The organism is Rhodobacterales bacterium HKCCA1288 (genome assembly GCA_015693905.1).
Classification (GTDB): Bacteria; Pseudomonadota; Alphaproteobacteria; order Rhodobacterales; family Rhodobacteraceae; genus M30B80.
On sequence record CP065161.1, the window covers coordinates 831,589 to 857,644 of the forward strand.

Genomic DNA, 26,056 nt, shown 5'->3' on the forward strand with positions numbered 1-26,056 from the left:
GGCCCCCTTGTGGGGCCGCTTTTCATTTAGGTCTTTGTTAAATCTTCGCGCGCGACATTGATCCGGGTCTTTTGCCCCATCAGGTCAATCAAAACCCAAACGCGCTGATCTTCATCCAAGCTTTCGACTGTCGCAACAAATTGCGAGAACGGGCCCTTTTGCAAGGTCACCTGATCTTGCGGGGCCAGATCACTGGCGGCTGTCAAAACCCCCGCCTCATCGCACCGCGCCTGCAATCCCGCCACCAAATCATGCGGCACAGGGCTTGGCTGACCTGCGAAGGAAACAATGCGCGCCACCCCATAGGTCGAGTTGATCTTGCGCCACGCCCCCTGACCCGCATCTAGCGCCACAAAGAGATAGCCTGGGAAAAGCGGGCGGGACTTGGACACAAACCGCGCCCCAACGCGGGATGTGACAGTCAGCATTGGTAGGAAAGTTTCAAACCCTTGGCGGTTCAAATTGCGCAAGGCAATGCTGTGCGAATTGGGTTTAAATTGCACCAAATACCAGTGTCTGTCAGGCCCTGCCGTCATGCGCCCTCACATACATTTACGCGATTGTGCCCCTGCACCCCGACCGAAACTGCCCAATTCGAAATCCAGTGAGAATTGTGTAATCGGGGTCAGGCCCGTCACGCGATTGTCCACGCGCGAGACCTGTGCGCGTGCGCGCAGACATTCATTGTCGAATTGCACACCAAGGCCATAACGGCGCACTGTATCGGTCTCAAGGCCATAGAGGGCATAGACCTCTCCCCCCCAATCAAGGGTATGGCCCAGTTCAAAATTGATCGTGTCGAATTCATTATCGTCACTGTCATAGGTCCACCCCACCGAGGATCGCCAATCAACCAGATTGTCATAAGAGAGCCGCCCCGTAATGAAGGACGCATCCGATTTATATTCATCATCGGTCACGCCGAGGCGGGCCTCAATGAATTCGGTCAAATCTGCCGTCAAACCCAAACTCCAGCGCCGCACGGGATCGGGGTTACCAATAGCCTCGTCACGCTCAAGTTTGGTATAGGTGGCATCAAGCGTGACATTGTCCAAGGATTGGCTGAAGGTCAAAACATCCGAGACGCGCTCGAAATCAGGGTTGTAGCGGCTTGTGGCCGAGAATTGGAACGGCCCCATGCTGCGCCCCAACCGTAGCGTATAGAGGGCGCCCGAGCGCAGGCCTGTCTTGCCGCTTGAGATGATATGATCCCGTTCAACCGAACCACCGAAGTAATAGCCCGAGGGCAAAGTATAGCGATAGGTCACATCCACATCCGCAACCGTAACATCATATTGGTTGACTTGATCACGATTGACGCGGCGATATTGCCCAAGTTGGGCGTAATCAAAGGGATCAATCATATCGATTGACCCGTCAATCGAGGGCATGGTCACCTGCCCCGCCTCAAACCGCAAAAAGCCAATGGACGGCGTCAGGGTTTGCTGTGCGCCATTTGACGCGCGGAATTCAAAGGGCCAACTCAATCGCGTTGCGGCAAATCCACTTGTGCTGTTTTGCTCATCAGGCAGGGTTACATCGTCATGGATGCCGTAGCGATCCAGAAATAGCCCCAAATCCGCATCAATGCGCAGGATATCCCCCGCCTGCCACATGCCATCCCAGATCAAATTGGCCATCATCCGATCAATATCGCGGCGGCGTGGGTTAATATCGCCAAATTCGTTATAATCGGCCTGCGCCCCAAAATTCAGAGCCAAATCGCCAAAATCACCCGTCTCGCGCAGGAATGTCCATTGTGCATTCAGCACACGGTTTGAGGCTTTGTAATCATAGGTCTGATCGCGCAAAGCCGAGAACGCGGTGTAATCAAAGCTCAGCACCTCATCCGAAGAACTGCGTGCGAAGCGTAAGAAATTGTTCAGACGATCTTGTGCAAAAACCACAGGATCATCCCCAAAACTGGTGCGGTTAACGGCAAAGAAGTCATAGGTGCTGATATAGCTGCTGTCTGAGGCCGATTGGGTCTGGAACACAAGATCAATGCCGTTGTCAAATTCCGCGCGCCCGTTAGAAAACAGAAACGCGCGCAAGGATTTCTCGGTCAGATCATCGCGGCTGAACGCCCCGTTTAATTCCAAATACCCATTGGAAAAGGCCTGCCGATATCGCCCCTCTAGGGTGCGCAAGACGCCCCCGCCCGCAGTCGCGCCACCCGCAACCGAAATCTGCGGCGTGACCGTGATATCGGCGCTATCCCCCAACATACGGAAATAGGGCAAGCCAATGCGCGTGCCCAAGCGCGAATTGACGGAATAGGTCGGCGCAAGAAATCCGTTTGCCCGCGCCACTGAGGGATCAGGGGTGCGCAACCACGGCGTATAAAGGACAGGCGTGCCTGCCACGCGCAATTGCGCATCACGATAGGTGATGCTGCGGGTTTCTTGATCATGCACAGCGCGGCGGGCGCGCAATTCCCATAGCGGTGTCGCGTTTTCCGAACACACCTCGCAGGCTGAGGCGCGCACATAGGGGAATTCCGTGTAACGCCCTTCACGGCGGATCATTTCTTGCGCTGCAACTTGCAGGGTCTCGTCCACCAACTGCCGCGCGGCCACAATCACGCCATCTTGCAAATCGGTCGACATATCGGCGAACGCGCCGTAAAAAACCTGCCCGCCTTCTTGGTCGATAATGTAAAGCGGCCCATCCACCAAAACGCGGTCACTGACTACATCATAGGCAAGGCTTGGCGCACGCAGCTCCATACCGCCGTAAAATATCTGCACATTTCCAGAGGCGCGATAATATTGGCTTTCTTGGTCGAAATAAATCTGATCCGCAATCAGCGTAGAAGGAAGATTTAGCTCAGGGGGTGCGGCCAAATCCGCGTCTTGGGCAAGGCCCCATGTGGCCGATAAAGCCAAACTCACCCCAAGCCCAAGCGGCGCCGAGAAATCGCGCACCGTGTTCCAAAAATGTCTCGCCTGTTCACGCGCCACAGCAAGTCCTCCGCAATACCCTGTTAGAGGAGTGTCATCGACCTGCCAAGAGAGGGCGGCCCCATCAAACGGGATTTTTCTAGGGCTTGGGCAGTGGCGCATCACTGCTGCGCAGATATCCCCAAAGAATGGCGATCATCCCCATGCCAGCCTGACCATGTTCATTCATCATGGTGGTGTTGCCAAGGCCCGCCACAAGAAAACCTGTTGCAATTAAAACCCCTGCCTGCGCCGCCATTTGATCTGAGGATGCGGCACCCTGCCGAATGGCCAAAGGCAAAAAGGCCCGAAAATAGGCCACAAGCAGCCATGTTATCAGCACCACACCGAGGATGCCGCGCTCGATCAGCATGGTTGTCCAGAGGTTATGGCCATGCCCAAAAAACCAATACCGATCTTTTATCGCGTCATAGTTGCGACCATCGCCCTCAACCTCGGCGCGGACAATCTCCTCGGCCGTGGCTAAGCCAAAACTTTGAAATCCCGTTCCAAACAGCGGGTGGCGATCATAGACCTCGAGGGCAGAATTCAAGATTTTGTCGCGGCCTGACCACAGATCATCGCCCGTCACGCGGGAAACCGCTTCGGCGCGGAACTCCTGTGCAACGGGGAGGGTCATGATGCCCACGCCAAGTGCCAAGACAGCTAGGCCCGCCACGATGAGATACCGCAGCCTGCGGGCCGCATAGCCCGCCATCATGGCCGCAACCGCAATGATGGCCACAATGGCGATCCCGCTCACCAAACTGCGCGAAGGGGGCAGATAGGCCAATGTGGTGGCCACAGCACAGGCGCCAATGAGTTTCAACCACCACGCCCGCCCCATGAATGTTGCAATCCCCACAGCCAATGGGATTAGGGAATACATCCCCGAATGGTTCACATGGCCCACAGATCGAAATTCAGGATAGGGCCTGTCATTCAGCGACCACGCGTAGAAGCTGTCAATCACTGCCCATGCGCCGCCCAGAAGCAACGCCGCCATTAGAACTTTCATATCACGAGAGCTGTAATTCAAGCGCCCCGCAGCAAGCACAAAAAGACCAAGCAAACTCCAACGCACCGCACTTTCTTGTGGCGGTAAAACGTCACGAAACTCGGACAAGGTGGGCCCAATCCACAGCACCACGATCAGGCCTATAATCGGCCATTCAAACGGGCTTGCTTGGCCTAGATGGCGCAGCCGCAGGGACTGAACCGCATAAACGATCAAGAACAATAAGCTTGCGACATTCTTCGGCGCCTCGAACAAGGGCAAGGCAAAAAAAGCCAATGCCAAGAGCGCCACCTCCACCATGGAGGCCGCACGCGCCTGTTTTTGCCCCGAGGCTGAGAGATCACTCATCCCTGCCCTTCCTTTTCGTTTCAATGAATTCAAGATAGCGTGTCAAAACCCTGTCGGGGGTAAGACTGTCGATAAAGGCTTGATCCGCCGCGCTGACCTTGAGGCGATCTTCCGCCAGTTGGGTTGTTATGGCTTCGGCAAGGCCCGCATCATCCCCCTGCGCAACAAGTTGCAACGCGGTGATATGCTGCGCCAGTTCTTGTGAGCCCGCTGTCACGGTCGAGATACAGGGAATACCTGCTGCGATGGCCTCTAGCGTGGCATTGCCAAGACCTTCGTATAACGAGGTCGACACGAATAAATCTGCTGCGGCCAGATGCGCAAAAATATCATCGCTAAAGCCGGGGAGGTGGAATTGCCCCGCAATGCCAAGCTCTTGCGCCTGCGCCACAAGCCTTTCGCGCTGATATCCTTCACCTAAAATGACAAGGCGGTCATCCCGATGCCCACGGGCCGCCACGGTTTGGGCGAACGCGCGCAACAATGCCTTGAAATTTTTGACCCCATCCAGCCGCCCCACTGAGATCACAACACGGCCCTTCGGGCCTGCTTGAACTGGGGACACGGCCGCCCCCTGTCCGCGCTTGCGATCAACAGGGTTTAGAATTGTCGTGAAAAGGCGCGCGTTGATTCCGCAAAACCGTTGTAATTCTTCCCCAATCCCCTGTGACACGGTCATAATCCCCGCCGCACCCGGATAGAGGAGGCGGAATTCGATGGGCCGTGTGCGCCGCTTCCATGCAGAGGGAATATCAAAGAGCTGACGCGCAATCTCCGTATGCTCAACGATAAACACAGGCGGCAAAGCGGGTGCGATCAGTTTGGCACGCAGCATCGCCTTATTCACAGTGGTCATATGCGAGACGATGGCGTCAATCCGTTCTGCGGTGCAGATTTTGCGCAAAGCACGCGCATTGGCGAATGCGTTATGCGCCGCACGAAAGGCACCATATTCATAGATTTTTATGGATTTGGGAAAGGCGTCTTTCAGAGGCCCCGCCGTTTGGGACACCGCCAAAACAATGTCCACATCGTCACGCGACAGGCTTGCATTGACGAGATCAAGGATCACACGCTCGGCCCCACCGCCTGCCAATGTATCGGCGACCATAAGGAGGCGTAAACGGCTCATCTTCTGCACACAGTCCCTTTGAATCCCGCTCTATGCTTGACCTTTTTGGCCGCCGCTGTCTATCACCTGTCACGGGTTTTGATCGGCGGGGCGCATCATTGCAACAGCAAAGCGACTATTTGAACCATGAGGGCGGGGCATGATCATAACGCGCCTCATCGGGGGCTTGGGCAACCAGATGTTCCAATATGCGGCAGGGGCGGCGCTTGCGGCGCGAACGGGCCAAGCGTTGCGCCTCGATCTGACCAGTTTGCGTAAATACAAACTGCATCAGGGCTATCAGTTCGACCAAATTTTTGCAGGCGATTTTCAAACCGCCTCAAAACTGGATTTGTTTCGCGTCTTGGGGTTTGGAATGCGGCGTGGCGTGCGGGGCAGCGTGACCCCAGACCCGCGCTTGCCCAACCCGCAAACAGGTCCGAAAATTCGGCAACCCTCGCATAATTATTGGGATGGTTTTAGCGCATTATCGGGAAAAACCTATCTCGCGGGTTATTGGCAATCGCCCAAATATTTCCAAGGGGCCGAGGCGGCGATTGCCCGCGCCTTTGAGTTTCGAGAGGATTTAACGGGCGAGAATGCCGAGATTGCAGCAAAAATGGCTGCTTGCACTTCTGTCAGCCTTCATGTGCGGCGCGGCGATTATGTGAAGAACGCCAATGTGAACGCTTTTCACGGGATTTGTGATTGGCCTTATTACAGGGCAGCGATGGCGCATATGCGCGCGGCCCTTCACGCGCCGCAGTTTTTCGTGTTTTCTGATGATCTTGATGCCGCGAAAGCCGAGTTCGGCCAAGGTGCGGACATCACCTATGTCACGGGCAACACGGGCGCGGTCAGCTATCGCGATATGATGTTGATGGCGCGCTGCAAACACCATGTAATCGCCAATTCCAGTTTTAGTTGGTGGGGGGCATGGTTGGCCCTTGCGCATGGGGCGGCGGATGATGGTCAAATCGTCATTGCACCAAAAGTTTGGTTCGCAGGCAGCCCTGAGCCGATGGAAGATATCTATCAGCCCCATTGGGTAAGGATGTAGGCGCCATGAGCCCCAAACGTGAATTGCAGCGCTGGTTGCAGAATATGCGCCTGAAATGGCGGTGGCGGCGCGCGGCGCAGACCAGTCCAAGCGGCCTTGATGTGGCGCATGGCCTAGACCGCTGCGACATCACCTATATCAACCTGGATCACCGCACGGATCGGCGCGAGCGGATCGAGGCAGAATTTACCAAGATCGGCGCGCAAAATGTGACCCGCTTTGGGGCCCATAAACACGCGCGCGGCGCAACGGGTTGCGCGATGTCCCACCGCGATGTGATCGAAGCCGCCACCCCCGCAGAAGGGCGGATCACCATGATCTGCGAGGATGATCTGGAATTTCTGGCAGATCGTGCGCGGCTCGATCATTTGATTGAAACATTTTACCGCGACAGCCGCATGGATGTGCTGTGTCTGGCCTATAATCGGCGCAATGGGATCGCTGTTACTGAGGATTTTCTGATCACTTCTAACACGCGAACAACGGCGTGCTATTTATTCAAAGCCCCAGTATTGCCTGCCCTTCACCGAGCTGCGACAAAAAGCATCTCGCGGTTAGAAAGGGGACTTCCAGACAAAGTTGCAGCAATTGATGTTGTCTGGCGAGAGACGCAGCAGGAATTTATATTTGCATTGGCAAGCCCAAGAGCGGCACGACAAACCGAATCATATTCAGATATTTTGGGCAGGACTGTTGATTACAACCTGTGAGGCCGATGGCGTGAGACTGGACAGACACGGCCTGTCTCGGTATCGAAACATCTGAGGCTAATGGGGAAATACATGTTCGGCTTTGCGCAGCATCTTTTTGGATTAAGTCGCGGCACTAAGCGGCTGATCCAAGTTGCTTTTGACTCCTTGGCCATTGTGTTTTGTTTTTGGCTTGCGATGGCGCTGCGCCTTGATGGCAATGTTATGGCCATGACAGCGCGGCCTTGGTTGGTTCTGATCCCCGTGATCCCAGTGACCATTTTTGCCTTCGTGATGCTGGGGCTCTATCGCGCGGTGATCCGCTATATGGCGGATCGGGCTGTGCGCACCGTGGCGATCGGGGTTCTGATTTCGGCGGTTGCCATGTTCGCGCTCAGTCAAGGGCTGAACCTTCGGGTTCCGCGTTCCGTTCCTGGGATTTACCTTGCGCTCTTGCTGATTGTTGTAGGGGGCACGCGCTTTGTGATGCGCGGCATTTACCTCAGCACACAAGCGGCCACGCGGGAACCTGTTCTCATCTATGGCGCAGGCGAAGCGGGACGTCAGGTTTTGCAGGCATTGGAGCAAAGCCGCAATTACCGCCCTGCCCTATTCGTGGATGATAATGGCAAATTATCGGGCAGCGAGATTGGTGGCGTGCGCATTGTGCGCCCAGACCAAGCGCGCGCACGCATCAAAAATTTAGGGATCAAAACCGCACTGATCGCGATCCCAGACAGCAACCCCGCAGGGCGGCGGCATGCGGCGCAAGTTTTGGCTGACCTTGGCCTTGAGGTGCGGGTGATCCCCAATATGTCCGATCTAGTCTCTGGACGTGTGCGGATATCGGAATTGCGGCGCATCACGGTTGAGGAATTGTTGGGGCGCGACCCCGTCCCACCGCTGCCTGATCTGATGTCGAAAACCACCCATGGGAAATCTGTTATGGTGACAGGCGCGGGTGGCTCGATTGGCAGTGAGCTGTGCCGCCAGATTTTGGAGCAAAAACCAAGCAAGCTTGTTCTGTTCGAAAATTCAGAATTCGCACTTTATCGTATTTTGGAGGATTTGCAGGCATGGCTTGCACCGCGCGATCACCCAACAGAGCTGATCCCAATCCTCGGCTCGGTCACGCATGAGGGGCGGGTTGCGCGCGCAATCACAGAAAATGCTGTCGAAACGCTGTTTCATGCAGCGGCGTTCAAACATGTCCCCCTTGTCGAGGCGAATATTCTTGAAGGTCTGCGCAACAATGTCTTTGGCACGAAATGCGTGGCCGAAGCCGCAGGGCGTTTGGGCGTTAAAAACTTTACCCTGATTTCCACGGATAAGGCCGTGCGCCCCACCAATGTCATGGGCGCCACCAAACGCGTGGCGGAATTGGTGATGCAATCCACCGCCAAGGCCTATCCCGAGACACGCTTTTGTGCAGTGCGTTTTGGGAATGTCTTGGGGTCATCTGGTTCGGTAATCCCGAAATTTACCGACCAAATTCGCCGTGGTGGCCCTATCACCCTGACCGATCCAGAAATCACCCGTTATTTCATGACCATCCCCGAAGCCGCGCAATTGGTGATCCAGGCAAACGCAATGGCGCAAGCGGGCGAAATTTACCTGTTGGATATGGGGGAGCCGATCAAAATTCTAGAATTGGCCCGCACTATGGCCCGTCTGCAGGGGCGCGAAACCTATATCGCAGGGCAAGAGGCCCCGATTGCCGATGGTCTGGCGATTGAAATCACAGGACTGCGGCCCGGTGAAAAACTCTATGAAGAGCTTTTGGTCGATGACGGGGCAGAGACCACCGCGCATCCGCGGATTATGTTGGAGCCAGCCCAAAATGCCACAGACCCCAGCGACACCCCGCGCGCGCTTGCGGCCCTAGAGGCCGCGCTACAGGCTGAAGATGCCGCAGAGGCATTGACACTCTTGCAAAGGCTACCAATCGATTACTCCGTGTGTAGCCATGAAACAGCCAATTCAAAAAGGCGAGGATAAACTATTTATATAGTTAGCATCATGCAGTGCCTTAAAAAGCTAGCACGCAACATATCTAATAAGATTTTCTAGATAAAATATAACTTTAAATTAATTGAAAAATCTGCTATCAATTAGAAACTTACAATCTATAAAATATGTTTCGAGAATTATATACTACATTTGACCAATTTTACTACTGCACAAGGTGAGAAATACGATGCCTTTATTAGATTACACTTTGATTAAGAAAGAGCAACTCAAGGGATGTCTCTATGATAAAGAGGTATTCGCTGAGTTAGGAATAGAAGAGGAATTCGTCCAGGATAACTTATCTTTCTCAGAAGCCAAAGGCACACTTAGAGGCCTACATTTCCAAGCCCCGCCATTGGCCCAAGCGAAGCTTATACGTTGCAGCAGAGGATGCATCTACGATGTTGCTGTTGATATAAGGAAAGGCAGCCCAACCTACGGCCAATGGGTTGGATATGAGCTAAGTGCCGAGTGTGGAGACCAAATCTATGTACCAATCGGATTTGCTCACGGCTTTATAACTTTGGAACCGTACACTGAGGTTGCCTACAAATGTTCATCAAACTTTTCGCCTGATGCAGAGGGTTCAATCCACTGGAATAGCTGTGGAATAACTTGGCCAGTATCAGGTAAAATCGTTATAAGTGAGAAGGATAATGTTGCGCAGAAAATCGAGGATTTTGAAAGCCCATTCTCGTACCATGTCTAAATTCAGCGCCGTTGATATAAGTCCTCATACCGAGTGATATCATCTTCACCGAGATAGCTGCCCGTTTGCACTTCAATTAAAACCATTGGAACTTTTCCAGGATTCTCCATACGGTGCACCGCACCCAAGGGCACATAAACAGACTCATTCTCGTGTACCATTTTAACGTCCCTGCCGATAGTTACTTTTGCCATACCCTCAACTACTATCCAATGTTCTGCTCGATGTTTATGAGATTGAAGTGATAAAATACCGCCCGGTTTCACCACAATCCGTTTAACCTGGAAACGTGATCCTAAGGCTAGACTTTCAAACCATCCCCACGGACGGTGATCGCGGCGGAATTCGGTTGCCTGCTTAGCCCCTTGTTGCTTGAGCAAGTCAACGGCCTCACGCACAAGTTGACTTTGATTTTTAGGAACTATCAACACGGCATCGTCCGTGGATATCGCTACGACATCCTTGAGACCGATCGCAACTAACCTGACTCCGCCATCGTCACTGTACAAAAAGCTATTTTCGCAATTAATCGCGTGAGCGTTTTGAGAAGTTTGATTTCCAAACGCGTCTCTAGGAGTGAACGATTGTTCAGCCACTGCAGCCCATGATCCTAAATCGGACCATTGTCCATCGAAAGGAAATACCGACAAATTTTTAGCGTGCTCCATGATAGCATAGTCAATTGATATGCTGGGTAGCGCTGCCCATGCCTCGGCATCAAGTCGTAAAAATCCGAGATCAGATTGTGCTTTTTCTAATGCTTCACTGGCCAAAGGCACCATATCAGGCGCCAAGGTATTGAACGCCGAAAGCATTACATCTGCACGAAACAAAAATATACCAGCATTCCAAAGATATTTGTCAGACTTTACCATAGCTTCTGCGGACGCCATGTCAGGCTTTTCGATAAATCGTTTGAGGGGCATGCAGGCTTGTGGGCCGCTTTGTTCTAGCTCCAAATATCCATAACCAATTTCGGGATGGCCGGGTTTAATACCAAAAGTAACAATCTGTCCTTGTTCCGCATCGGGGCTCGCTGCTGTTACAGCTGCACGAAAAGCGTTTTCATTAGGAATTATGTGGTCGGAAGGGGCAATTAGAAGTAGCGCATTTGGATCACGTGCCGCCGCCCATAGACTGGCGACCAAAACCGCCGGGGCAGTATTTAAGCCAGATGGCTCCAAAATAATCGTATCCGGGATGATATGAGCATCGCTCATCTGGTCACTGACTGTGAAACGGAATTGATCAGACGTTACGATCAAAGGAGCCGCAAACTGAGGACCAGAAACCCGCAAAGCCGCTTGCTGAAATAGACTATTATCCCCAAAAAATTTTGTAAACTGCTTCGGAAAAGCTTCGCGGCTAGCAGGCCATAGTCGCGAACCTGAACCACCTGCCAGCAAAACGGGAGTAATCATAAATATCGTCCTTTCAGCCACACACGTGTCGAAACCCAGTAACGCCCCCTGTCGAAGCGTACAATATCAGGAGGGTAGCAAACGGGTCTGAACATAAGCAAATACCCGTCTTACGCATTCAACTTGCAGATACTTACCACGCTAAACTATAAGAGAAAACGCCCGTGTGCTAAAGGGGATACGTCACATAATTCTGTTTAAAATTTGGGCAAGAAATTACAAGTTAAGACGCAGGCAAAAAAGACAGGTTAGGTCATGGATGATATCGGGCTACGCTATTTCTGCTCCAAGAGCGGTCAAAGACAACGTTTTGAGCAGTCAACGACCTGGTGTTTTGACAATAATTTTGTATGGCGCGCCAAGCACAACATCGCAACTCTCAAAGAAGAAGCAACCAAGAACATAAATGCGCGAAACGCACCTCCTTCTGGCAAGTCCTATAACTAGTAATACTTTACAAAAGTTGTTACATCAGCCGCAATCTATGGGATAATTTTATGCAAAAAGCGTTGATAACTGGCATCACTGGACAAGACGGTTCATATCTTGCGGAATTTCTTTTAGCAAAGGGATATGAAGTCCACGGGATCAAACGAAGGGCTTCATCATTTAACACTCAGAGAGTGGATCACATCTACGAAGATCCTCACTTAGACAACGCGCGGTTCAAGCTACATTATGGCGATTTAACAGATAGTTCTAATCTAACTCGGATCATTAGAGATATCGAACCCGATGAAGTGTACAATCTAGCAGCCCAATCGCATGTCGCTGTAAGTTTCGAGGCTCCTGAGTACACCGCAGATGTTGATGCAATTGGAACGCTTCGGCTACTTGAGGCGATACGGTTTTTAGGCTTTGAACATAAAACTCGCTTCTATCAAGCCTCAACGTCTGAGCTGTACGGATTAGTTCAAGAAACCCCCCAGAAAGAAACCACACCATTTTATCCGAGGAGCCCTTATGCAGTCGCGAAACTTTACGCATACTGGATTACAGTAAACTATCGCGAAGCTTATGGCATGTATGCCTGCAACGGGATTTTGTTTAATCACGAGAGCCCAAGGCGTGGCGAGACTTTTGTGACACGCAAAATCACAAGGGGCATGGCCAACATAGCTCTCGGATTAGAAAAGTGCCTCTACATGGGCAACATAGACAGCCTGCGCGATTGGGGGCACGCAAAAGACTACGTAAGAATGCAGTGGATGATGCTGCAGCAGAAATGGCCTGACGATTTTGTCATCGCAACTGGCCAGCAATATACCGTCAGAGAATTCATAACCTGGACAGCTGCAGAACTTGGCCTTTCTATTGAATTTAAAGGCAGAGGCACGGAAGAAATTGCCACGGTTACAGCCATTAACAATGATCGCGCGCCAGCAGTCAAAGTGGGAGATGTTATCATGCGCATTGATCCCAGATATTTCCGTCCGGCCGAGGTTGAAACCCTTTTAGGTGACCCGAAAAAGGCTGCTGATAAGTTGGGTTGGGCACCAGAGATCACAGCACAGGAAATGTGCTCGGAAATGGTTGAAGCAGACCTGATTGCCGCTCGTCGCACAAAGCTACTGAAAGAGCACGGGCTTGAACTTCCAGTGAGTATGGAAGGCTAAGATGATTTTTGATCCCAAAAATAAAAGAATTTTTGTAGCTGGCCACCGTGGAATGGTGGGCTCTGCAGTGGTTCGCAGATTAGAAAAGGAAGACTGCGACATCCTTACTGCATCACGGCAAGAACTGGACTTAACTGACGCTTCGGCAACTTTAGATTGGATGCAGAAGAACCGGCCACACGCTTTAATAATGGCTGCAGCGCGGGTCGGGGGTATTATAGCCAACGACACATACCCTGTCGACTTTTTGCACGAAAACCTAGCAATACAAAACTCAGTGTTTGCTGCCGCCCACCATACACAAGTAAAACGGCTAATTTTTTTGGGTTCATCCTGCATCTACCCTAAGCATGCAGAGCAGCCAATTAGGGAGAGAGCGCTACTCTCCGGCCCTCTTGAGCCAACGAACGAGGCTTATGCAATCGCTAAGATTGCCGGTATAAAGCTGGTGCAAGCCTACAGAAAGCAATTCGGTCACGACTGGATTTCTGCAATGCCAACCAATCTATATGGCCCCGGAGACAACTACCATCCGGAGAACTCGCATGTCTTGCCAGCACTACTCAGAAAGTTTCACGAAGCAAAGAAAATCGGCGCTGCCTCAGTCACCGTTTGGGGAACCGGTAGTCCAATGCGTGAATTCATGCATAGTGACGACCTAGCTGATGCACTTATATTCATTTTAAAAAGATACTCCGATGTTGAACATATCAATGTCGGGTCAGGAGAAGAGATCAGCATTAGAGAATTAGCAGAAATTATTGCAGACGTCATTGGAGGAAGTGTTTCATTAGAATTCGACACAAGTAAGCCTGACGGGACCCCGCGCAAGCTCATGGATAGCACAAAGTTAAGCGCTCTGGGCTGGAAAGCGCGAACTTCTTTGCGAGATGGGATCAAGAAAACGTACGCTCAAGCTTTTAGCGGCCACGATTAATAATGAAATGTATTCTAATCACAGGCGGTGCGGAATTTATCGGCTCTGAAGTCGTCCGCCAATCTCTGTCGGCTAAATTCGAGGTATTCAACGTAGACGCACTGACCTATGCAGCATCCGAAGAAAACTTGAGTGACCTGCCCAATCCTGAAAATTACTTTCTTCAGAAAACTAACATTTGTGCCGATACTGCTATAAAGTGAGGATTCAAAAATATCAGCCTGATGCTATCGTCCGCCTAGCCGCTGAAAGTCACGTTGATCGGTCCATTGCCTCCCCGTCAGAATTCATAGAGACAAATATTGTTGGCACTTGCACACTGCTTGAAGCCGCCCTTGAGTATTGGATGGAAAAACGAAAAGATCCATCATTTAGGTTTCTCCATGTCTCAACGGACGAAGTATTTGGAAGCCTGGAGCTAAATAGCTCAGCCCAATTCAAATAAGACCCTGCATACGCCCCAAGGAGCCCCTATTCCGCTAGCAAGGCCAGCTCGGATCACTTAGTGCGTGCGTGGCACGCAACATGTGGCCTACCTACAATTGTAAGCAACTGCAGAAACAATTATGGCCCACGTCAAAATCATAAAAAGCTAATATCCAATACCATTAAAATGGCCTTATCGGAAAAGCCCATACCTGTATACGGAGATGGTAAAAACGTACGGGATTGGCTTTTCGTGGAAGATCACGCGGATGCTGTCCTCACAATATTGGACAGAGGTGAGCCTGGACAGGCTTACAACATTGGCGGGGATACAGGATTAGAAAACATAGGCTTGGTCAAATCTACATGCAATCTTTTGGATCAAAAACGGCCTAAAGCTACCGGATGTTATTCTGAACAAATTACCTTTGTGAATGATCGCTTGCGTCATGACCGTAGATACGCAATTGACTGCTCAAAATTAAAAACTGAGCTTGGCTGGAGGCGACGTTATAATTTTGATGCCGGTATAGAAAAAACTATTAATTGGTACCTAAAGAGGTTTTACAAAGATCATATCCCACATCTTTAGAGGATACTTCATCATTAAAAACAGCCAATTCGTGCGTATTCTATTCTGTTTACACGCACGCATCACCTCTCGGTTTAATGTAATTTTGCTTTTCAAACCCGACGTACTAATACCCCCAGTGGCCATACTAACAGCCACCTTATTCAAATATGAATAAGAAATCCTATCGCTTGAAAAAACTCGTGCTATAAAATCAAAATCACCAGCAATCTTATAACTAACATCAAATGAACCAAATTTGTCATATATTTTTCGTCTACAAAAGAAACCAGGATGAGGCGGCATCCAACCAAACTTTAGAGAAGATGGGTTAAACCGAAACGCCGGATACTTGCGAATAATTCGTTGCGGCCTGCGCGGATCGAAAAAATTAACATCTGCAAGGACAATATCGGGCCCAGCGCTCGAAAAATGGCTCACAACTTCATCAATTACGTTTTCGTCAATATATCGATCATCCGAATTTAAAAAACAAACTATATCACCTGTTGCAAGCAACAAACCCTTGTTCATTGCATCATAGACTCCAAAGTCTGGTTCAGATACGACCTTTACGCGGTCACTAAGAAATCTCTCAACGATTTTCAATGTGCCGTCAGTTGAACCGCCATCTATGATGATGTGTTCTATGTTTCGGTACGTTTGGAGCCGAACAGAATTCAAACAATCACTTATTGTTTTCGAATTATTTAAGCACACTGTAATCACAGATACCAAAAGTGTCAAGTTTGCACCAATAATTAAAAAATCACTGAAAAACCATACTGAAAATAAAAACCTACACCACTCATTCAAGTTTACTGTTTATATCATTTATAAATTTATCAATCCCAGAAGATACTGATAAAGGCTTATGGTTAGGGAATAATGTTGAATACCTTTGGATATCTAACACTGCGTGACCTGCGTTGCTTGCAGAAAAATTATCGTATTTTCTTATAAATTTATAATTAGTCTTCTTCTCAATTAAAGATAAAATCTCAAGCGCAGTGGTTCCAACTCCTGTGCCCAAGTTATACGTTGAATGAGGCAACATATGGGCTGTTATAATATTGTAAAACATATTATAAAAATCATCAACGTAAATATAATCGCGTCGATCCACCCCCCCGTTCCACAACGTAACACTTTCTCGCTTGAAATACTTACCTAAGGCAACAGAAATAAAACCATGTGACCCAAAAATATCTTGCCCTGGCCCATATGGATTCGACGGCCTTATAATCAAATATTCTTTATTAAATTTTTTCGATAAATAAATTAATGCGCGCTCTAAGAACAACTTCTCCTTTCCATAACAACAGTTGGGTTGCAAGTTATTGTCCTCGCGCAATGGATCATTCGAAAAACCATATACCCGACCCCCTGACGAAAAGTAAATCACTCGATCCAGGTTTTCAAATAAAAATCTCATTAATTTAAGATGGAATCTCTTATTTTCAAATATGTCAGCATTGATGTTGTCATGGGCTCTGCGTGTATTTATCAGGTATATTGCTTCGGTCACTGAATAAGTTCTTACAAAAAAAATCACATCATCAAAGTTATTTAAGTTAGAGACTATGTTTACAAGAGATTCGTGCTTAAAGGAAATTGGACTTCGGCTACAAAGTATAACTCGGTGCCCTCGCTTCAAAAGAAATTTTGTCAACCCAACTCCTAAGAAGTTTGACGCACCTAAGATTAAGTAAGCATTCATAATTTTAATTTCTGAAATCTTCAAATATTAAATGTGACACTTGTGAAACCACTGTCCAGGAATGGTTCTCCAATACGTATGATCGAGCGTTTTCTTTTTTCTGTTGGAATGCTGTCTCAGGTGAATTGATAATTCTTATAATCTCATTCGCAATACTATGTGGATCGCACTCAGCAACCCAGCCCATGTCAAAATCAATTACTCTTTCGCCAATATTTGTTTCTGGTGTAACAAGACATGGCACTGACTGACTAAGGGCTTCAAGAACAGCCATTGGGACTCCCTCATATCTAGACGTCAGCACGAAGACATCAGAAGCAGATAAACACTCAAATTTCTCACATCCGTAAATAGGACCATTAAACGTTACGCTCTGTGAATCTAACCGCTTAATAGAATTTCGAAAAATAATCTCGTCTTTTCGATTTCCCTTACCGTAAAATTTAAAATTTAATTTTTCTAAAATACCTAAGTCTTTAAGTATAAACAAGGAATCAAAAAGTATGTCCAGCCCTTTATGACGGATATCAATTCTACCGATATAGATAAAATTCCAAACATGTACGTCGGGCTTACTAAATACTTCAATCGGATCCGGAGCACATAGGCCATTTGGCTCTATGTAATAATTCTTTTTCAGCTTCAATGATCGAAAGCGCTCGCCTTCACTTGTAAATATTAATCCAGATGAATGATTGATAAAATTTTTCAAAATAAATAAGTAATATAAACATTTCTTAATATAGGATTTTTTTTGCGCGGCTACAACTAAGCTTGAATGAGGCTTGATTAAATAAGGTATATTATAATTTTTTATAATCTGACTTATAAAATAATAATTTAAAAAGTAAACTCCATGAAATACAACAAGATCGTATGATTTGAAAAATTTTTTCGTAACCTGTGAGTAAAAGTAAACATCGAATTTCAAATCATTCAAAATCTGATCTTGAGTGAGTAGAAGATCAATTTTCGAGTCAGGAATATTTTTATTTTGCTCATATATTAATTCCAATAATAGACGCCCAACGCCATTTGATTCACTCAAACAATATCCGCTAACATGAAGAATTCTCAAACTTCACCTCCTCATATCTAATGGCATTTTGATATTGAGAATTTAAGTTATCAGAAAGCATATAATTTTTTTTAAATTAATATATTTCTTGTTTTTAATCTAAATATTATAAATTAATGATTTTACATAATCAAAGTAAGGAGAGGATTTGTGTCGCTGACACAGTGCAGTCAAATTGTGTTGTGATATCAATTTGTTGTTGAAGGCAATCTCTTCGATGCAAGCTATTTGAACCCCAAGTCTAGTTTGCACTGACTTGACGAAATTTGAGGCATCCAACAATGAGTCTGGCGTGCCCATATCAAACCAAACAACACCGCGCCCCAGATTTTTGTACGCTAGTCTCCTCTCGATAAGATACTCCTGAAGTATTGATGTTATTTCAAGTTCTCCACGTCCTGATGGAACAATTTTTTTTGCCTTTGAAACGACACTTTCATCAAAAAAATATAAACCGGTAATCGCCAAATCGCTTTTAGGATTATTAGGTTTCTCCTCTATACTAATTGGCTTTTCCAATTCATCCAATTCTAGAACACCAAATCTACGTGCATCGGAGACAGCTGACAATAAAACGGTGGCACCTCTATGTGACAATAAACATTCGCGCAATATTTTTCCAAGGCCTGCTCCGTAAAACAAATTATCACCTAAGGCCAGCACAACAGAACGTCCTTGAATAAAGCTTTCGCCGATGAGGAAGGCATCAGCAATGCCATTAGGCCGATCTTGCACCTCATATTGAATATTTATACCGTAATCGCTGCCGTCCCCGTACTGCACACGGTAGTGAGGTATGTCTCTGCTACAGCCGATAACAAGGATGGATCTGATGCCTGCGATTAACAGATTTGAGAGCGCATAGTGCAACATCGGTTTGTCATACACTGGTAGAAGATGCTTACTTATAGCCAGTGTAGTTGGCTGAAGCCTGCTACCAGTCCCGCCGGCCAACACGATTCCGCAAGGTTCATTCATTATCTTTGATTTCATGACTTTTCTTTTGATGTGATTGCAGGTTTTTTTATAAGGATCGAGATACAGTTAATTATTCACCACGACGGAAGCTGCGAACAATAGCAACAAGTAATACAATTAACAGAGAAAGGATATTGGTCCTCACTTTTACGCTTTTGCTCTCAACCTTATTTACCAGCTGCGATACTGAACAAGCATGAGACTCCAAATCAAAATTTGATATGTGAGCAGAAGCTGTCTTAGCCATTTGAACGCGAACATCTTCAGAGGAAGATAACCTCAACATTGCGTCAACCCATGGCCTCACATCAGACACCGGCAAAGCGAAACCGGTGTGTCCATGCAAAACAAGCTCGGGGACACATCCACAGTGTTCAGACACAAGTACCGGCATACCCGCCGCCATCGCCTCGTTAACCACAAGTCCCCACTGTTCGGTGGTGCTACAGTGCAACAGAACAGAGTGTGACGCATACACACTAGGTAACTCGTCGTAAGTTTTACCTCCCAAAAATTGTACGCTGATACCCAAATGTTCAGCATAATCTTTGAGATTATTCTGAAGAGGTCCGTACCCTGCAATGGTCAATGACCACGGTATGTGTCCGCTTGCAATGCTCAGATTGCAGTATTCTGAGTAGCAGTCTAACATAAAAAAATAATTCTTTTTAGCAATTAGTCTTCCAACTGCTAAAAACCCCAACCGAGCATCAGAAACGTCTTTTTGGAAATGGTTATTATCAACGACATCATAGTTACATTCGATACAATTGGAGGAAATCCCAAGGGATATTGCATAGTCTTTATGACGTGACCCCGCTACAAAGGCCCCATCTACATTCTGAAGAATTAAGTTCTTAATAAATTCCGTGAACTTGTGCCGCGCACTATCGCGTGCAGAACTATCCGACATCACAATGACTTTTTTATTTAGTAATCTACCACAAAATATACCGGCTAGATCTGCAGTCGTTGACCAACCCGACGTAAAGATTACATCAAATGACGAACAATTTTTAACTATAAAAAATACCGTTTTAAAAAATACGGGCCAGTAATGGTATAATTTCTCAAGCGTATATTTTTTAAAGTTAGTATCATCGGATGAACCCCAATTATAAATCCGACTATTTAAACGAACCTCCAAGCAAGAAATATCATAAAAATGACTTATCTGATCAAGGCGGGCAATGTGATAAGGGCCAACACAATCAACAATAAACAGAAGACGCGAAAAATTCATCTTTATCTACCGAAGAATAAAATTACGCCGTAACATGTGTCGACCGCGAGAAATAATAGAAGAATCTTTCGTAAAATGCATTGGCGGGTACAACGTACACCAATTAAAAGTTGACGCTGGTTTATTACACAAATTGAAAAGAGTATTAAAAATATTGTAATCGTTTAATATCTTGAAACGAGATTCAACTACGTAAGGAAGCGCATTAGAATAACGGTCCTCGTCTAAAATACGCTCAATCATTTCAATGAAATTTTCAAATTTTCCTAAGTTAAAAGAACAAAAGGAGCGGGAGTCAAAAAAATCAGAAATATTAGGACATCCGTAGTAAATAGGATAGCAAAAGTTTAAAAATGGGTCAGCCAATTTCTCAGACCAATAGTTTTCCTCTATACAATTTTCAAGACATATATGATACTTATAATCCCACAGACCGTCCGCCTTATCCTTGATTTCATTCCGGCCAAAACCAAAAACATCAATATAACGTGAGATTTTGTGAGAAAGAATTTTTTCTAGAAATTCAGTGCGACGCTTATGCCCTGGAAAAATTTTTTTACTAGAAGTAATCACTGAGATTAATTTGGTTTTAGAGGGTGAGGTCACACGTTGATAACTGTCGTAATCACTGTCACGCGCGAGCTTAAATTGGTCGGAACTGTTATAATCAACTTCTAAACCTGACCACCAAGTATGACAGTTCATATAGTAGTTTTGATGAGATAAGATCGATCGATCCACTGAAATCACCACAGGAAACTGTCGCAAAAATTGATCAGGCCGACCCCAAACTGAAGGCTCCATTGAAACAAACACAATATTTCTAGGGTCTACTAACGTAGACTCAGCGGAACTTAACCCACTGGAGTGAAGTACTACCCACCAATCTACCGGTCCCCTATAATCTGAGCCGACGAACTGTGCGTTTCTCCACCTCCCGGAAAAACTGGGCGTTTGCCGCGCGAGTAAATCCCATTGTCCAGAATGGCCATGCGAGATTTTAATTTTAACAGTCATTTAGATTTGACGTACCAATCATCGAATTGAGATAGTTCCTCATGAACTCGTACATATCCATTATTAACCAAATGATCATAGATCAGCGCTCTATTTTTACTGAAATTGTGTTCGACCGTAATTATTTTTATATCATACTCTGAAAAGTCAAAACTTTTAAGAATGGTGTATTCGCTACCCTCTGTATCAATTGATAAATAGTCAATACATCGCGGCGCATCGTATTTTCGCAACAAATCAGTTAACGAAATAGTTTCTACCACTACTGTGTTTGTATTTTTTGAATGTCGATCAACGCCAAAAAACGAGCTTGGGTTAGCAACGCCCGAAAGCTCCGCGCTGGAATTCTCACCATTCTCCACTTCTAAAAATGTGAGTTTTTGACCAGATCTTGACCATACACATAGTGTATCAATGTGGCAGTCTCTATTTTCAATCAAGTCGTTGTGCCAGCACCGTGCTGGTTCAGCCAAAATTCCGTTCCAGCCGAAACTTTTCTCAAGGACATAGCTATTACTGTATCTAAGACCATCAGTAGCACCGAATTCAACAAAGAAACCATGCTTTTTAAAATTTGTTTGAAACAAAACGAACAAATCTTGATAAATTTGAGATTTGCTCAACTGACAAATATCTGGATATATCTGGGTATATCTATAAAATTTTTCTATATTATTTCTACTCAAATAATCGACTAGGTCCCTCTGGTTTTCAATTAGTTTAACAAGTGATTGGCTTTTTACTAAATTAAAGCCAAAAAATTCAAAAAATTTCTGAATGAAAGCTTTTACCATAGTTGCTTCGTCAAACACCCTCTATAGTAATTTTTTGATCTCTCAAAATAATTTTTTTATCAAAATAAACACTTAAAGCCAAATCATGCGAGATCATAACAATCGCCATCTCAGGAAAATACTCTTTTAAATTCACCAAAATCGATTTTTGCGAAGAGGAATCAAGAGCGCTCAAGCCTTCGTCCATTAATAATATTTTAGGTCTACGATACAACGCACGAGCCAAAGCAAAACGTTGTTGCTCACCACCCGACAGTCCCCCAAGTGTGAAGCGAGAATGTGGACTAACGTCCAACTTTTCACGAAAACCATGTGCTGTATCCAACCCGGCAATTCGTAAACACTCAGAAAACCAGTTCACATCTATACATCGCTGTTCATGTAAAAAATCAATATTACAATGTATGTTTTCATCAAAAACTATTGGCCGTTGAGGCAAATAGCCAAGGAAATAGAGAGGAGGATATTCGCTACCTACTTCATTCAGCTCACTGGAAAATGACACTAATCCGACTGCCGGGTGAGAGATGCCCGCCAATGTTTTGAGGAAACTCGACTTCCCGGCACCAGAAGGTCCATAGAGAAATATCCAATCACCACTTGAAATCGAAAGTGCCACCCCAGCCACAAGATTGCTACCTGATGGAGTAGTAACGGTTACATCTTTCATTGCAACCAACTCGCCGTGAGTGGAAAATACTGGATAGTGCTGAGTGCTTTTGCAAGCAGAAACGCGACAACTGTAATCATATAAGCTATCTAAAAAATTTCTGCTAGCACGCATATCAGAAACTGCTGAACTAACCTGCTGTAAACTTGGAACTACACGGTAAGCAGCGAAGCCAGACATTAAAATAGCAGAAGTCTCAAAACTTGTGTTGCCTATCTGGTTACCAGCAAAGACGAACAAACCAAGTGCGCAACCAACCAATAAAAGCTCAAAAACCGGCTTTGCCAAGACAGACACAGAATGCGCGACGGTTTCAGCACGAGCCAACATAAATGCATTTTGGTCAAACCATTCGTCGAACACGGTGTGCGACTTGTGTATCCTCAACATATCTTTAACCGAATTTGCACGCGCAATTATCCTATACAATTCGTAATGACTTACTTCCATAACTTTGGCTATTGCCCTAACAGTATTGGCAGACAAAAAAAGATAGAGGCCAAAAAAAATAGCCACGATACACATGAATAATGTTGCTATCGGCGGGCTGCTATTAACAATAAGAAGAGCCAAAAAAATTACGCTGACTGAACCTGTAATAAAATTCCATATCTGAAGGCAGTAGTTTTGAAATACAAATGGAATGTCGGTATTTATGACTTTCAGAAACCTATCTAAGCTCAAGTCAAGGCCATTATCAGAATCTACAGAATAAGACCTTAAGAATCCAAAAAATGTTTTTTTCGAAATTCGATACTTGAGAATCCGAAGCACAGCGGCAGATAAAATTAGAAAGAATATCTTAAAAAACAGGGAAAATATAAATACGGAGAGAAATAAAATAAGGGAGAAATACTTATAGTCCACATGGACTCCGAGGAAATCTTGGATATTTATTATAACATTAAACAAGGCTGAATCTGTTTCATTGTTCTGATATATATCAAAAATAGGAGCAATTAAATAAATAGAAAATGTGTCAAACGCAGTAGAAAAAATTCCAGTGACCACAACCGATAGAAACATAGTCACTTCCCAAGGCGAAAATAGGCTAAAAAATTTAAAATAATTACCTAGCATTTTTGCCTTCGTTAACAAAAAGAGCGTCAAATTGAATGATTTTTCCGTTCGTTAGATCTCTAAACCCAGGCTCAATGTCCCAAAGCGAAAACCCAAGGGATTTAAAATAATTAAAATAAAAGTCGAAAAGCTTGTCGTTTTGATATAAATGATCACACGATAATTCAATTTTTATAGCAACTATACATTTTATTTTTTCTCCAATCCCTTCTAACACATTTTTTTCGTAGCCTTGTACGTCAAGTTTAATCAAAATGCGTTCGGACCCGTCAGTTAAGTCGGTCCAAATACTATTTAAAGTGATTTGGTTAACTGTTTCCACCCGGACCGTCTCAGTACTTGGCGCAATCTGGAGCAGGTTATCGTTTGCCTCGAGCACAGAGGAGCTCAAAGCATTGTTGCCAGAAACATGAATTTTAACCGGTGTTGTAGCATCACCCACTGCGCATTGAGGATAGACTATCCAACCGGAGTCAAATTCAGAATTTCTTTTTAGTTCAGAGTAGGCAGCGCTTGTCGGTTCAAACGAAACAATACGGCCTTTGTAACCTTCGTATCTTATCGACCGCGCAAACTGGCCTTCGTTAGCGCCTACATCAAGCACTAAATTAATGCGCAAATGTCTTAGAATTGCACCAAAGTACAGTCTTTTGGTCGGAACGATCGAGTAACCAAATTTCAAAAGCAAAAATTTAATAGAGCGTTTAATATATTTCATACAACCTTACCAAATTTTATTCAACATTTAGCATATCTTACAAGAAAAGTCTAAAAACAGTGGTTATTTCTTCGGAAATAATCTACGCTCTTATAAAAAGACTTATTATTACGTGATAAAACCCACGAAGAAATCCAAGCACGCCCCACAATGAGAATGAAGTTGAAATGAACTCATAAAGCGACCGGCAATTAATATAGAGCCAAAGGCTATAACGTATTTCGCCCAACCCATATTCCAAGCGACTCACACGCTTTCCAAACTGACCAGCATGCTCACGAATCGACACTATAGGAGGGAAACAATTCGAAATTTTTTTAACAGATCGGTGTGCTGCGAGCATGTACTCCAGTCGACAGTTGACAGTGCCCGGCATGCGACCCAAAAACATACAAAGGTCACGAAGAACACAAAAATCAAACACCATTCCACTCATATTAGTGAACATATGGCTATTTTTCGCTTCAGAGTTTATCTTGTGCCATTCAAATTTTGACATTGTTTTATGGCAATGTCCTGACAATATCGAGCTCTCAAGTTTTTCATCATCATACGCACAAGTGGCGTCGTCTCGAAATAGATAGTAATCACCTATAAAAAGTGAATTAGGTTCAGTCAAGGTGTCCTTATTAAGGCTACAAAGATTTTTTTCAACCAACAAGTCATCATGTGCTAACAGCATTATCCGCGATTTTGGATCAACTATTGGAGTAATACTACTGCAGATGAACCTCATATGATCAATCGAATTCAAATTGATAAGTGAGCGTAAAGCCAAAAACTTACCAGCATACTTTTCTTCAAGGCGAGATTGTTTAAAATGGCTGTAGTCGCTACTGGACGTCTCACCATTAAAACTGATCACAATGAGATCAAAAGCGTCCACACACCCAGAAATACTTCTCAAACAGTCATAAAAATACTTTCCGCCCTGATACACTGGTACAATTAGAACCAAAGGTGCACATAAATTAAAATTTTCCTCAATCACAATTGATCAACTTCTCGCAAGGAACAAAAAGGAAATTTGTTTCTTGTGTATCGTCATTTATCTCATCAATCTCGTAATTTCTATCTTCACCAATGGCAAATGCCAAATATTTTAACTTCTTTAACATATCGACAACCTGCTGAGGATGATACCCGAATTGGATTGACCACTTGCGAAGAAGCTCTACTACGAGAACGGGCCTATCTCTTTTTATCAACTTCAACGCCCCTTCGATCACAAATTTTTCTGCGCCCTCGACATCAATTTTTATTAGGTCAATTGGATTTTCTTTAAACCAAATTTCATCATCAAGTTTAACTAATTGAACATCAACAATAATAGAGTCGTTTGGGTTATCCAAAAGAGCTTTCGAAGCGTTTCCACTCCCAGTCGGCGAAAAGTAAAACCTGTCTCGTCGATGTTCATCAGAACAGCCACAATTTTGTACTTGAACGTTTTCAAGAGACGCATTCACGATATTATCGATCAAAATATCATAAGTATGTTTGATAGGCTCATAGGAATAGACTTTCAAAGTTGGGAACTTTTGAGCAAGATTTAGTGAATACCACCCGATATTGGCGCCAACATCCACAAATGTTCTCGATGAGCTCGCATAGTTGAACAGCACCTGTGTTAGGCTTGTTTCATAGCCAGAGAAATTTATAGCTTCAATTGGAGCTATCCTTTTATCACCCTCACTGCATTTGAACTTAATTCCTGTGTCTTCGCATGTTGCCCACACCTCTCCACTTTTGATTATTATTTCACTTATCCCAGTACCAGAAAGAATTTTCGAATATTCAAATAGGTTTTTATGATAGGTTTCATATGCTAAATTAATAAATTCTTGCTTGGTCAAGTTTATTGCTGGTTCAGAAAGTTTCAACATTATTGAGACCTCTTACG

Annotated in this window: 23 protein-coding genes and 1 pseudogene; 8 read left to right on the plus strand and 16 right to left on the minus strand. The window is 45.6% G+C overall.

The annotated features are described in order from the left end of the window. Positions 1-26: 26 nt before the first annotated feature. From I3V23_04090 to I3V23_04105, 4 genes are all read right to left on the minus strand, one after another. On the minus strand, positions 27-536 hold the full coding sequence (locus tag I3V23_04090) for a transcriptional activator RfaH (protein ID QPI86165.1): 510 nt from the start codon (positions 534-536) through the stop codon (positions 27-29). 6 nt (positions 537-542) lie between these two features. Further along, positions 543-2,963 carry an LPS-assembly protein LptD gene (locus I3V23_04095; protein ID QPI86166.1) on the minus strand — a complete coding sequence of 807 codons (2,421 nt, stop codon included), beginning with the start codon at positions 2,961-2,963 and terminating at the stop codon, positions 543-545. 79 nt (positions 2,964-3,042) lie between these two features. Then, on the minus strand, positions 3,043-4,308 hold the full coding sequence (locus I3V23_04100; GenBank protein QPI86167.1) for an O-antigen ligase family protein: 1,266 nt from the start codon (positions 4,306-4,308) through the stop codon (positions 3,043-3,045). Continuing rightward, the gene (locus I3V23_04105; GenBank protein QPI86168.1) at positions 4,301-5,440 is read right to left on the minus strand and encodes a glycosyltransferase; all 1,140 of its coding nucleotides are present in this window, start codon (positions 5,438-5,440) and stop codon (positions 4,301-4,303) included. Before I3V23_04105 ends, I3V23_04100 begins: the two co-directional genes overlap by 8 nt. A gap of 139 nt (positions 5,441-5,579) precedes the next feature. On the opposite strand from I3V23_04105, the gene I3V23_04110 reads away from it, so the two are divergent. The 4 genes from I3V23_04110 to rfbC all read left to right on the plus strand — a co-directional run bounded on the left by I3V23_04110 (position 5,580) and on the right by rfbC (position 9,887). Beyond that, on the plus strand, positions 5,580-6,479 hold the full coding sequence (locus I3V23_04110; GenBank protein ID QPI86169.1) for an alpha-1,2-fucosyltransferase: 900 nt from the start codon (positions 5,580-5,582) through the stop codon (positions 6,477-6,479). Between the two features lie 5 nt (positions 6,480-6,484). Continuing rightward, the gene (locus I3V23_04115) at positions 6,485-7,189 is read left to right on the plus strand and encodes a hypothetical protein (GenBank protein QPI86170.1); all 705 of its coding nucleotides are present in this window, start codon (positions 6,485-6,487) and stop codon (positions 7,187-7,189) included. Between the two features lie 72 nt (positions 7,190-7,261). After that, entirely contained in the window at positions 7,262-9,166 is a 1,905-nt protein-coding gene (locus tag I3V23_04120) for a polysaccharide biosynthesis protein (protein QPI86171.1), read from the plus strand. A 199-nt stretch (positions 9,167-9,365) separates the two neighbouring features. After that, positions 9,366-9,887, plus strand: a complete 522-nt coding sequence (gene rfbC, locus I3V23_04125; protein ID QPI86172.1) for a dTDP-4-dehydrorhamnose 3,5-epimerase — start codon at positions 9,366-9,368, stop codon at positions 9,885-9,887. Between the two features lie 2 nt (positions 9,888-9,889). On the opposite strand, the gene I3V23_04130 is transcribed toward rfbC, so the two are convergent. Beyond that, a complete protein-coding gene (locus I3V23_04130) occupies positions 9,890-11,308 on the minus strand; it encodes a mannose-1-phosphate guanylyltransferase/mannose-6-phosphate isomerase (GenBank protein QPI86173.1) in 1,419 nt (472 codons plus the stop codon). A gap of 255 nt (positions 11,309-11,563) precedes the next feature. Between I3V23_04130 and I3V23_04135 the strand changes: the two genes are divergently transcribed. The 4 genes and pseudogenes from I3V23_04135 (at position 11,564) to rfbB (ending at position 14,879) form a co-directional block, all read left to right on the plus strand. Then, the gene (locus I3V23_04135) at positions 11,564-11,755 is read left to right on the plus strand and encodes a hypothetical protein (GenBank protein QPI86174.1); all 192 of its coding nucleotides are present in this window, start codon (positions 11,564-11,566) and stop codon (positions 11,753-11,755) included. A gap of 50 nt (positions 11,756-11,805) precedes the next feature. Continuing rightward, positions 11,806-12,924 carry a GDP-mannose 4,6-dehydratase gene (gene gmd, locus I3V23_04140; protein ID QPI86175.1) on the plus strand — a complete coding sequence of 373 codons (1,119 nt, stop codon included), beginning with the start codon at positions 11,806-11,808 and terminating at the stop codon, positions 12,922-12,924. Position 12,925: 1 nt separating this feature from the next. Next, positions 12,926-13,861 carry a GDP-L-fucose synthase gene (locus I3V23_04145; protein ID QPI86176.1) on the plus strand — a complete coding sequence of 312 codons (936 nt, stop codon included), beginning with the start codon at positions 12,926-12,928 and terminating at the stop codon, positions 13,859-13,861. A gap of 2 nt (positions 13,862-13,863) precedes the next feature. After that, positions 13,864-14,879: pseudogene (gene rfbB, locus I3V23_04150) on the plus strand (dTDP-glucose 4,6-dehydratase). Here the strand turns inward: rfbB and I3V23_04155 are convergent. The 11 genes from I3V23_04155 to I3V23_04205 form a co-directional block, all read right to left on the minus strand. Beyond that, complete coding sequence (locus tag I3V23_04155; GenBank protein ID QPI86681.1) at positions 14,841-15,578, minus strand: glycosyltransferase; 738 nt, start codon at positions 15,576-15,578, stop codon at positions 14,841-14,843. The pseudogene rfbB and the gene I3V23_04155 sit on opposite strands and share 39 nt — an antisense overlap. Before the next feature lie 88 nt (positions 15,579-15,666). Next, positions 15,667-16,530 carry an NAD-dependent epimerase/dehydratase family protein gene (locus I3V23_04160; GenBank protein ID QPI86177.1) on the minus strand — a complete coding sequence of 288 codons (864 nt, stop codon included), beginning with the start codon at positions 16,528-16,530 and terminating at the stop codon, positions 15,667-15,669. 52 nt (positions 16,531-16,582) lie between these two features. Beyond that, on the minus strand, positions 16,583-17,656 hold the full coding sequence (locus I3V23_04165) for a glycosyltransferase (GenBank protein ID QPI86178.1): 1,074 nt from the start codon (positions 17,654-17,656) through the stop codon (positions 16,583-16,585). A gap of 99 nt (positions 17,657-17,755) precedes the next feature. After that, entirely contained in the window at positions 17,756-18,634 is an 879-nt protein-coding gene (locus I3V23_04170) for an NTP transferase domain-containing protein (protein ID QPI86682.1), read from the minus strand. Positions 18,635-18,704: 70 nt separating this feature from the next. Next, a complete protein-coding gene (locus I3V23_04175) occupies positions 18,705-19,877 on the minus strand; it encodes a glycosyltransferase family 4 protein (GenBank protein ID QPI86179.1) in 1,173 nt (390 codons plus the stop codon). Positions 19,878-19,883: 6 nt separating this feature from the next. Beyond that, positions 19,884-20,894: a hypothetical protein gene (locus I3V23_04180; protein QPI86180.1), complete on the minus strand. Its 1,011-nt coding sequence runs from the start codon at positions 20,892-20,894 to the stop codon at positions 19,884-19,886. Then, on the minus strand, positions 20,891-21,706 hold the full coding sequence (locus I3V23_04185; protein ID QPI86181.1) for an FkbM family methyltransferase: 816 nt from the start codon (positions 21,704-21,706) through the stop codon (positions 20,891-20,893). The genes I3V23_04180 and I3V23_04185 overlap by 4 nt, the downstream gene beginning before the upstream one ends. Beyond that, the gene (locus I3V23_04190; GenBank protein QPI86182.1) at positions 21,699-23,438 is read right to left on the minus strand and encodes an ATP-binding cassette domain-containing protein; all 1,740 of its coding nucleotides are present in this window, start codon (positions 23,436-23,438) and stop codon (positions 21,699-21,701) included. Before I3V23_04190 ends, I3V23_04185 begins: the two co-directional genes overlap by 8 nt. Next, the gene (locus I3V23_04195) at positions 23,428-24,156 is read right to left on the minus strand and encodes an FkbM family methyltransferase (protein QPI86183.1); all 729 of its coding nucleotides are present in this window, start codon (positions 24,154-24,156) and stop codon (positions 23,428-23,430) included. Before I3V23_04195 ends, I3V23_04190 begins: the two co-directional genes overlap by 11 nt. Before the next feature lie 82 nt (positions 24,157-24,238). Next, on the minus strand, positions 24,239-25,147 hold the full coding sequence (locus I3V23_04200; protein ID QPI86184.1) for a hypothetical protein: 909 nt from the start codon (positions 25,145-25,147) through the stop codon (positions 24,239-24,241). After that, entirely contained in the window at positions 25,140-26,039 is a 900-nt protein-coding gene (locus tag I3V23_04205) for an FkbM family methyltransferase (GenBank protein QPI86185.1), read from the minus strand. Before I3V23_04205 ends, I3V23_04200 begins: the two co-directional genes overlap by 8 nt. Positions 26,040-26,056 lie beyond the last annotated feature (17 nt).

What these genes read in the sequence shown, in the direction of transcription:
- I3V23_04105 (QPI86168.1), bottom strand. Translation starts at nt 5,440, where the DNA reads ATGAGCCGTTTACGCCTCCTTATGGTCGCCGATACATTGGCAGGCGGT.
- gmd (QPI86175.1), top strand. Translation starts at nt 11,806, where the DNA reads ATGCAAAAAGCGTTGATAACTGGCATCACTGGACAAGACGGTTCATAT.
- I3V23_04115 (QPI86170.1), top strand. Translation starts at nt 6,485, where the DNA reads ATGAGCCCCAAACGTGAATTGCAGCGCTGGTTGCAGAATATGCGCCTG.
- I3V23_04175 (QPI86179.1), bottom strand. Translation starts at nt 19,877, where the DNA reads ATGAATTTTTCGCGTCTTCTGTTTATTGTTGATTGTGTTGGCCCTTAT.
- rfbC (QPI86172.1), top strand. Translation starts at nt 9,366, where the DNA reads ATGCCTTTATTAGATTACACTTTGATTAAGAAAGAGCAACTCAAGGGA.
- I3V23_04170 (QPI86682.1), bottom strand. Translation starts at nt 18,634, where the DNA reads ATGAATGAACCTTGCGGAATCGTGTTGGCCGGCGGGACTGGTAGCAGG.
- I3V23_04135 (QPI86174.1), top strand. Translation starts at nt 11,564, where the DNA reads ATGGATGATATCGGGCTACGCTATTTCTGCTCCAAGAGCGGTCAAAGA.
- I3V23_04130 (QPI86173.1), bottom strand. Translation starts at nt 11,308, where the DNA reads ATGATTACTCCCGTTTTGCTGGCAGGTGGTTCAGGTTCGCGACTATGG.
- I3V23_04090 (QPI86165.1), bottom strand. Translation starts at nt 536, where the DNA reads ATGACGGCAGGGCCTGACAGACACTGGTATTTGGTGCAATTTAAACCC.
- I3V23_04120 (QPI86171.1), top strand. Translation starts at nt 7,262, where the DNA reads ATGTTCGGCTTTGCGCAGCATCTTTTTGGATTAAGTCGCGGCACTAAG.
- I3V23_04205 (QPI86185.1), bottom strand. Translation starts at nt 26,039, where the DNA reads ATGTTGAAACTTTCTGAACCAGCAATAAACTTGACCAAGCAAGAATTT.
- I3V23_04195 (QPI86183.1), bottom strand. Translation starts at nt 24,156, where the DNA reads ATGAAATATATTAAACGCTCTATTAAATTTTTGCTTTTGAAATTTGGT.
- I3V23_04110 (QPI86169.1), top strand. Translation starts at nt 5,580, where the DNA reads ATGATCATAACGCGCCTCATCGGGGGCTTGGGCAACCAGATGTTCCAA.
- I3V23_04145 (QPI86176.1), top strand. Translation starts at nt 12,926, where the DNA reads ATGATTTTTGATCCCAAAAATAAAAGAATTTTTGTAGCTGGCCACCGT.
- I3V23_04190 (QPI86182.1), bottom strand. Translation starts at nt 23,438, where the DNA reads ATGCTAGGTAATTATTTTAAATTTTTTAGCCTATTTTCGCCTTGGGAA.
- I3V23_04100 (QPI86167.1), bottom strand. Translation starts at nt 4,308, where the DNA reads ATGAGTGATCTCTCAGCCTCGGGGCAAAAACAGGCGCGTGCGGCCTCC.
- I3V23_04180 (QPI86180.1), bottom strand. Translation starts at nt 20,894, where the DNA reads ATGACTGTTAAAATTAAAATCTCGCATGGCCATTCTGGACAATGGGAT.